The sequence below is a fragment of the Streptomyces sp. cf386 genome (genome assembly GCF_900103585.1).
Classification (GTDB): Bacteria; Actinomycetota; Actinomycetes; order Streptomycetales; family Streptomycetaceae; genus Streptomyces.
This window is the reverse complement of sequence record NZ_FNHV01000046.1, coordinates 1-7,592: the sequence shown is the minus strand read 5'-3', so window position 1 is coordinate 7,592 and position 7,592 is coordinate 1. Positions and strand designations below refer to the sequence as shown.

Sequence of the window (7,592 nt, the reverse complement as noted above, 5' to 3'; positions counted from 1 at the left end):
AACCGGTCGGCGGGCGCCGTCTCACCCTGCTCCGTCAGGGCTGCCACCATGGAGCTGGCCAGTACCGCCCCGTACACGCCCCCGAACAGCACATGGGGCTGCGCCGCACAGCGGCGCAGAGCACGGACAGGCTGACGAAGGTACAACTCGGGCATGGCTGGGTGATCCTCGAACGGTTCGGAAATCGACTGCGGCCGGCAGACCCGGTCGGGCCCACGGACCGATCCCACCGGACGAGAACCGCCGACACCATCCGCCGGACCTCGCCCACCCGCCCGCCGACGGGCCGGAGCGCTCCCCCCCCCCGACCGGCTGGAACCAGCCTCTCGGCCAAGGTGCTGACGCTGGTTCCCTTCCACAGGGCCTCTACCCGATCTCGTGGAGGCACCGGACAGGGCCCACCGGCCACCTCGCCGACCGGATCGGCCGCAACCTCTCATCGCCACCGGCATGCTCGTTCAGTCGGCCGGTTTTCATCCTGCGAGGCGCGGCCTCGTTGATCCGCGTCGCGCGCGCCGCACGGTCCAGCTTCTCGTCCGCCAGTACTACGGCCGCAGCCCTTAGGGGGCCTGTCACTATGCCCGCCCGGCACACCGGCAACACCCTCGGCGCCGACACCGGCGCCAAGCTCAGGACCTCATGGCCCGCGCCGGCCAGTCCTCGGAGCGGGGGCACGAATCTGGCACGCGACCGCTGATCACCACGGACAGAAAAAAGGCCCGGGTCTCTGACCTGGGCCTTAATCATGGAGCGGGTGACGAGAATCGAACTCGCGCTCTCAGCTTGGGAAGCGACGGCGCTAGGGCGGCCCGATCCCTTCTGACCTGGTCATATGTGCTGTGAGGGTGGCGTCCGAGGGCGCGGGATCGCACCGCTGATGACCGTGGTTGTCCGCCCTTACGGGCACGCTGTGGGCACGCGGTTCTCCCGGAGGCGTGGAGAGCCCTTGCAGGTGACTTGCGGCTGCTCCAGGTCTGGAAGCGAGTGGTGGTGGCCATGCCGTCCTTGCAGGCGCACACCGAGGAGAACTCAGCGGCGCACGAGCAACTCAGGAGATGACCGCTGACCGCAGCCGCATTGAGCGCGTGTTACCCGGCCACCTGGCTGCGGCAGACCGAATGCGGGTGCGCGCCTCACTGGCCGGTGTGCTCCGCGAGCGTGTGGGCGACGAGTGCGTTGGCGTGGCCGTGGCCCAGCCCGTGTTCGGACTTCAGCCAGTTGACCAGCTCCATGTGCCGGGTCAGCGGCGAGGAGCGGATGAGGTCCTGCCAGTCCGCGATCGGGCGGCCGTACTTCTTCTCGATGGAGGGGAAGTAGCTCGCGGGGCCCTTCACGGCGGTGGTCGAGGTGGTGGTCATGGCGGTGGTGTCTCCCGTCTGGTCCGGTGCAGTCCGCTGTATGACCGATGGCCGCGCCTGAAGTCATCGGCAGTCGAAGGTGTGCTGCGTCACATGCTGCGCATGTCGTGCCTGTGCCTCACTTGGGCGGCAGGCCCGCCGCGAACGCGCGTCCCTCGTCGACCCAGGTGCCGAGCGCCTCGTCCTCCGCGACCGAGGTGCCCTCCACCACGACCCAGCCGCGCATCGGACGGCCGGTCATGTCGAAGATCCTTGCCCCCGGCCGCGCCAGCGCCGTGTCCGTCGCCTCCGGGCCGACCCTGACCATGAGGTCGTCGCCGGTGACGCCGACGGCCATGTTGCCGCGGTACAGAAACGCGAGCCCGCCGAACATCCGTTTCTCGCTGATGTCCGGGTCCGTGCCCAGCCGTTCCCGGATCCGCTCGGCCAGTCCTTCGTCGTACGCCATCGCCGTCTCACTCCTGTTCCACAAGCCGTGCTTGCAGGTCGCGCAGGTCCTTGGCGAGGTTGCCCCGCACCTGGCGGGCGAGCAGGGGGGCGGCCAGGCGGTAGAAGCCACCGTTCCCGCCGCGGACGCGGATGCGGGCGAGGGTGCCGTCGGCGTGGGGCTCGAAGGTGTAGGTGACGTGCATCGGCATCGGGCCCGCCACCGAGACCATGTCCAGCAGCCCGGGCGGGTCGTATGCGGCGACTCGCAGCACGTAGTCGATGCGGCGGCCCAGGAAGTGCGCCGTGCGGGTGACCTCCGCCCCTACGCCGAAGCCCCCGCCGTCCGCCTCCCGCGTCAGCTCGGCCGTACGGATGCCTTGTGTCCAGTCGGCGTCGTGCCGCCAGTCCATGGCGTACGCGGCCACACTCTCGCGCGGCAGCGGGATCACGCGCTCGGCCGTCACGTCGATCGTCATGTCTCCACCTTCCGCTTCCACCTTCCTCGCTGCCGCCTGGCGTCACCACCCGGTGCGCAGCAGATGGTTGAGGAGGAGTGCGAGTACCGCCTGGGCGGCCAGCCAGGCGCGGGGTCGGGTGAGGAACGCGCAGGCCGGCAGTAGCCACACCGCGAAGGGGAGCCAGATGCGTTCGGTCTCGGCCTTGCTCATGCCGGACAGGTCGGCCGCCAGGAGAGCGAGGAGGGCGGCGGACACGAGGAGGGCGAGGCGGACGTGCTCGGGGGGTTCGGTGCGCCGCCGGAGCAGCACCGTGGCACCCGTCCGCCGCAGCCCCGGTGCCGTCGCCAGGCCCGTGATCAGGACCGCGCAGGCGAGGTTCGCCCACACCCAGTAGCCGTACGGGCGGATGCCGCCCACGCCCTGGTAGTAGCGCGTGACCAGGAGGCGGTACGCCTCCCACCAGTCGAACCCGGCGAGTGTGAAGGCTGTCGGTACGACGGTCAGACCGGCGAGCAGTGCCACGAGCAGCACCGGTCGCTCCCGGACACGCCGTCGGCCCAGCAGCAGTACCGCCGCGCCGATGAGGGCGACGAGGGTGAGACCGTACGAGAGGTAGCACGTAAGCCCGAAGAGGAGTCCGGCCGCTGCCGCCCACCACAACGACCGACCGGTGACCGCGAGTGCCAGCATCGCCACGGCCCACGCCGCGACCGCCGCGAAGTACGCGTCGGCCGAGGTGCCCATCCACACCGCGGCGGGGGCCAGGACCAGGAAGGGCGCCGCTCGTCGCGCGAGGTTCTCACTGGCCAGTGCCCGTACCGCGACCAGCACGGCCACGCATGCCGTGGCGCCGACGGCGATGCACCACACCCCGGCCCAGCCGCCGCCCCGCAGGCCGATCCGGTCGAGGAGGACGAAGGTGAGCGTCGCCGCCGGGGGGTGCCCGGCGACGTGGGCGGGCCAGTTGTCGGGGGACTCCAGAAGGATGTGGTGGGTGAAGTCCCGCAGGGTGGCCGGGATGTCGTCGAAGCGGGCGATGACCTGGAGGTACTCGTGGGGGGTGGTGAGGCGGCCCGCGATGCCCCGCTGCCAGCCGTCGATCAGGGCGAGGGAGGCGATCCAGGCCGCTGCCGTCGCCCAGGCCGTCGCGAGCAGGGCCCGCCAGGGCAGCCGGCCGGCGAGCGCGGGGCCGTATGCCACTACGGCCGCCGCCACGAGGAGGGCGGCCGGCGTGCCGGGGCCGACGTGTGGGGCCCAGGTGGCCAGCAGCGGTGGCCAGTTGACGAACAGGGTGTGGTGGGAGTGCTGGATGTGCCGTCCGACCAGTACGGCCGCCGTGACGAGGAGGGCGGCGGCCAGGGCGGCGTACAGATCGCGGAGGAGGGGGCGGGTCACATCCGCACGCTAGGCCGGGCGATGGGTTGAAGTACCTCCGTCCGGGCCGGATGTCAGCGTTTCGTCATGGGGCGCGGGGCCGATCCGGGGGTGTCTCGGACCTACGGTCGAGCCATGACACGGTCTCCTTCCTCGCCGGGTTTCTGGCGCAGCCCCCTGCGCGGCCCGTGGCTGACCTCGGTGCTCGGCGTCGTCCTGCTCGGCGGGATCACGGTGTTGTTCGTGACGGGGCTGGTGTCCTACGCCGCCTACAACCCGAACCTGGCTGCGGTGAACGACAAGACCCCGGACAAGGGGATCCTAAGCTTCTACCTCTTCTCCTGGCCGACCGATCCGCACTGGCTGTACCGGCTCAACCAGGGCCTCCACGTCACGCTCGGCATCACGCTGATCCCGGTCCTGCTGGCCAAGCTGTGGTCGGTGATCCCGAGGCTGTTCACGCTGCCGCCGGCCCGCTCGCTCGCGCACGCGCTGGAGCGGATCTCGCTGCTGTTCCTGGTCGGCGGCGCGCTGTTCGAGTTCGTGACGGGCGTGCTCAACATCCAGCTGGACTACGTCTTCCCGGGGTCCTTCTACACCCTGCACTTCTACGGGGCGTGGGTGTTCTTCGCCGCGTTCGTCGCCCACGCCGTCCTGAAGATTCCGGCGGCTGTACGGAACCTGCGCCGCCTCGGGGAGGAGGAACCGTCGGATCCGGTCCCGTCCGATCTGGTCTCCCCGCGCCCGGACCCGCCGACCGTCTCCCGGCGCGGTGCCCTGTGGTTCGTCGGGGGCGGTTCGCTGCTGCTGTTCGCGACCACGGTCGGGCAGAGCTTCGACGGGCTGCTGCGGCGCACCGCCTTGCTGGCCCCGCACGGCGGAGTCGACCCGGGCAGCGGCCCGAACGGGTTCCAGATCAACAAGACGGCACGGTACGCCGGAATCGACGCGGCGGAGACGGCCGAGGACGCCTGGCACCTCGTCCTGACCGGGCGCACGGGTACCGTCCGCCTCAGCCGTGCCGAGCTGGCCCGCCTTCCCCTGCACAGCGCGGCGTTGCCCATCGCCTGTGTCGAGGGCTGGTCGACGTCCGACCAGTGGTGGCGCGGGGTGCGGCTGCGCGACCTCGCCGCGCTCGTCGGGTACGACGACGATCCGCCGGACGTGCTCGTCGAGTCCCTCCAGCGGCGCGGCGCCTTCCGTCGTGCCGCCCTGCGGGCCAACCAGGTCGCCGATCCGCGCTCCCTGCTCGCGCTGTACGTCAACGGCGAGGACCTGTCCCCCGACCACGGCTTCCCGGCGCGGATCATCGTGCCCGCGGCGCCCGGCGTGCTGAACACCAAGTGGGTGGCCCGTATGACGTTCGGAGACCTCTGATGCCCCGACTGAAGCGCCGACCGCTGATCCCTGTAGGAAGTCCCTTCCAGCTTCTGCTGCTCGCCGCCTCGTTCGCCCTCGCCGGATACGCGGGCGTCCGCCTCCTCGTCGACGACTGGTTCGGGGTGGCGGTGTGGTTCGTGGGGGCGGCGCTGCTGCACGACCTCGTCCTGCTGCCGCTGTACGCGGCGGTGGATCGGTCCGTCGTACGGGGGCTCGGTGCGGCCGGGCACAGGGAGTGGGTGATGTACGTCCGTGTCCCGGCAGCGTTGTCCGGCCTGCTTCTGTTGGTGTGGTTCCCGCTGATCAGCGGGATGGTGGACCGGCGTTACCGCCTGGGCACGGGACTGTCTCCGGAGGGCTTCCTGGCCCGCTGGCTGCTGATCACCGCTGTGCTCTTCGGCGCCTCGGCGCTGCTGCTGGCGCTGCGGCTGCGCAGGGCGACGAAGCAGCGCCCCCCGGCCGTCCACTGACCGACAGCCCTCCACCCGGCCCTGCGGGCGTACCGCAGCAGGGCCGGGGTGCCGAGCCGCGCCCAGGGGAACCCACCGTCCGGTCCACAGTTGTGGATGACGTCGACGACCTGCACCTCGGCCCGCTCGTCGATGTCCACCGGCGCGGTCTCGGCGATCAACAGGCCGCCGGGGGAGAGGAGTCCGGCCACCCGGTCCAGCAGGGCGCGCGGATCGCCGCCGATGCCGACGTTGCCGTCCATGAGCAGGACGGTGCCCCAGCGGCCCTCGCCGGGCAGGGAGTCGAAGACCGAGCGCCGCAGCGCCTGGCCCCCGAGCCGTACGGCATGTTGGACGGCGGTCTCGCTGACGTCGATACCGAGGGCCCTGCGGCCACGGGCGGCGAGTGCCGCGACCAGCCGTCCGGGTCCGCAGCCGACGTCCAGCACAGTGCCCTCGCACCGGTTGAGTACGTCCAGGTCGACCGGGTCGGCATGCGCGCACCAGCGTTCGACGTCGAGCGGCAGCAGCCATCCGTCGGCGCGGCGCAGGAACAGCGGGCCGCGACCGGCCTGGAGGGCGGTGGCGTACGGGTCGGCGGCGGCCCAGGCGGCAGGCGTCGTGGTCATGGGCGCGTCACCGCCCGGCACCGGGCCAGCCGTGCCGCGAAGGTCCCGTGCGGGGCGAGTGCGGCGACGGCGTGGGCGTCGGCGGCCGTGTCGACGTCCCGCAGGCGGGGCAGGTCCCGTACGCGCAGCCCCGCGCGCACGAGCCGCTCCCGTTGTACGGCGCCGGTGACCGGCGTCGACATGGGCACGCCCCGGAGCAGGGCGGGGTCGGGCTCGGCCAGCCCGAGGGCCCAGAAGCCGCCGTCCTCGGCCGGACCGAAGTACGCGTCGCAGTCCGCGAAGTCGACGGTGAGCAGCTTGGGCGTCACCTGGGGAGTGTCCATGCCGATCAGCAGGGCGGGGCCGTCGCACCCGGCGAAGGCGGCTGCGAGCCGTTCGTCGAGACCGCCCGCGCACTGCCGTACGACGTCGAAACCGGGCGGAAGCCAGGGACCGGGAGTGCCGTCCAGTACGAGGACGTGGCGGGCGGCGGGCGTGGCGGCCACGGCCCGCAGGGTGTCGGCGAGGGCGGCCTCGGCGAGGGCCGCGGCTTCCGAGGGAGTGAACGGCGGGGTGAGCCGGGTCTTGACCCGGCCCGGCACAGGCTCCTTGGCGATGACGAGGAGGGTGGTCACTGGGCCGTCCTCTCGCGTACGGGTGTTTCGTTCAGCACGCGGCTCATGTCCCGTACCGCCTGCCAGGTGCCGCGCCAGGTGCCCGTCACCTTCGAGGCGCCGGCGCGGGGCAGGTAGGGCACGTCGTGCTCGGCGATGCGCCAGCCCGCGTCGGCGGCGTGCACCACCATCTGGAGCGGGTAGCCACTGCGCCGGTCGGTGAGGTCGAGGGCGAGCAGGGGCTCTCGGCGGGCGGCGCGCAGGGGTCCGAGGTCGTGCAGGCGCAGGCCGGTGCGGCGGCGCAGCAGCAGGGCGAGCGCGAGGTTGCCGGCCCTGGCGTGCGGCGGCCATGCGCCGCGGCTCTGCGGCCGCCTGCGGCCGAGCACCAGGTCGGCCGCGCCGGAGCGGACCTCACGAACGAAGGGTTCCAGCCGGCCCGGGTCGAGGGAGGCGTCGCAGTCACAGAAGCACACGAACTCGGCGGTGGCCGCCGTCAGCCCCGCGTGGCAGGCCGCGCCGAAACCCCGCCGGGGCTCGTGCACGACGGTCGCCCCGAGCGATCGGGCGACATCCGCCGATCCGTCCGTGGAGCCGTTGTCCACGACCAGGGCCCGCCAGCCGGCCGGAATCCGGGCCAGGACCCAGGGGAGGGCCTCGGCCTCATTCAGGCAGGGGAGCACGACATCTACATCCGCGTCGGTGGTCACGGCTCTCACCCTACGAAGGGGATTCGGACATATCGGTCCTTCGTTCCTTACGAAACGCGGACGTCGGAGCCCCGGGAGCCGACCGAAGCCGCACAGAGGCGGGCCCGGTGCGAGGCTGGGGGCATGGAGCAGTCGTACGAGGTCACGGGGCAGGCCGGGCGGATCCTGGTGGTCGACGACGACCCCACGGTCGCGGAGGTCGTCGCCGGTTACCT

8 protein-coding genes are annotated in these 7,592 nt (G+C 72.1%); 1 reads left to right on the top strand and 7 read right to left on the bottom strand.

Going from position 1 to position 7,592, the window contains the following annotated elements:
- Nucleotides 1–1,133: 1,133 nt before the first annotated feature.
- From BLU79_RS47150 to BLU79_RS47135, 4 genes are all read right to left on the bottom strand, one after another.
- A complete protein-coding gene (locus tag BLU79_RS47150; protein ID WP_093912220.1) occupies nt 1,134–1,358 on the bottom strand; it encodes a DUF4287 domain-containing protein in 225 nt (74 codons plus the stop codon).
- A 118-nt stretch (nt 1,359–1,476) separates the two neighbouring features.
- Nucleotides 1,477–1,806 carry a TfoX/Sxy family protein gene (locus BLU79_RS47145; RefSeq protein WP_093912219.1) on the bottom strand — a complete coding sequence of 110 codons (330 nt, stop codon included), beginning with the start codon at nt 1,804–1,806 and terminating at the stop codon, nt 1,477–1,479.
- Nucleotides 1,807–1,813: 7 nt separating this feature from the next.
- Nucleotides 1,814–2,263, bottom strand: a complete 450-nt coding sequence (locus BLU79_RS47140) for an SRPBCC family protein (protein ID WP_093912218.1) — start codon at nt 2,261–2,263, stop codon at nt 1,814–1,816.
- A 42-nt stretch (nt 2,264–2,305) separates the two neighbouring features.
- Nucleotides 2,306–3,640: a hypothetical protein gene (locus tag BLU79_RS47135; protein ID WP_093912217.1), complete on the bottom strand. Its 1,335-nt coding sequence runs from the start codon at nt 3,638–3,640 to the stop codon at nt 2,306–2,308.
- 66 nt (nt 3,641–3,706) lie between these two features.
- Between BLU79_RS47135 and BLU79_RS47130 the strand changes: the two genes are divergently transcribed.
- Nucleotides 3,707–4,996: a molybdopterin-dependent oxidoreductase gene (locus BLU79_RS47130; RefSeq protein ID WP_093912216.1), complete on the top strand. Its 1,290-nt coding sequence runs from the start codon at nt 3,707–3,709 to the stop codon at nt 4,994–4,996.
- Nucleotides 4,997–5,324: 328 nt separating this feature from the next.
- Here BLU79_RS47130 and BLU79_RS47120 read toward each other — a convergent pair whose 3' ends face one another.
- From BLU79_RS47120 to BLU79_RS47110, 3 genes are read right to left on the bottom strand one after another with little or no spacing between them, the layout of a single operon-like run.
- Nucleotides 5,325–6,077 carry a class I SAM-dependent methyltransferase gene (locus BLU79_RS47120; protein ID WP_093912221.1) on the bottom strand — a complete coding sequence of 251 codons (753 nt, stop codon included), beginning with the start codon at nt 6,075–6,077 and terminating at the stop codon, nt 5,325–5,327.
- Nucleotides 6,074–6,691, bottom strand: a complete 618-nt coding sequence (locus tag BLU79_RS47115; protein ID WP_093912215.1) for a TIGR04282 family arsenosugar biosynthesis glycosyltransferase — start codon at nt 6,689–6,691, stop codon at nt 6,074–6,076. The genes BLU79_RS47120 and BLU79_RS47115 overlap by 4 nt, the downstream gene beginning before the upstream one ends.
- Nucleotides 6,688–7,386: a glycosyltransferase family 2 protein gene (locus BLU79_RS47110; RefSeq protein ID WP_093912214.1), complete on the bottom strand. Its 699-nt coding sequence runs from the start codon at nt 7,384–7,386 to the stop codon at nt 6,688–6,690. The genes BLU79_RS47115 and BLU79_RS47110 overlap by 4 nt, the downstream gene beginning before the upstream one ends.
- Nucleotides 7,387–7,592: the final 206 nt, after the last annotated feature.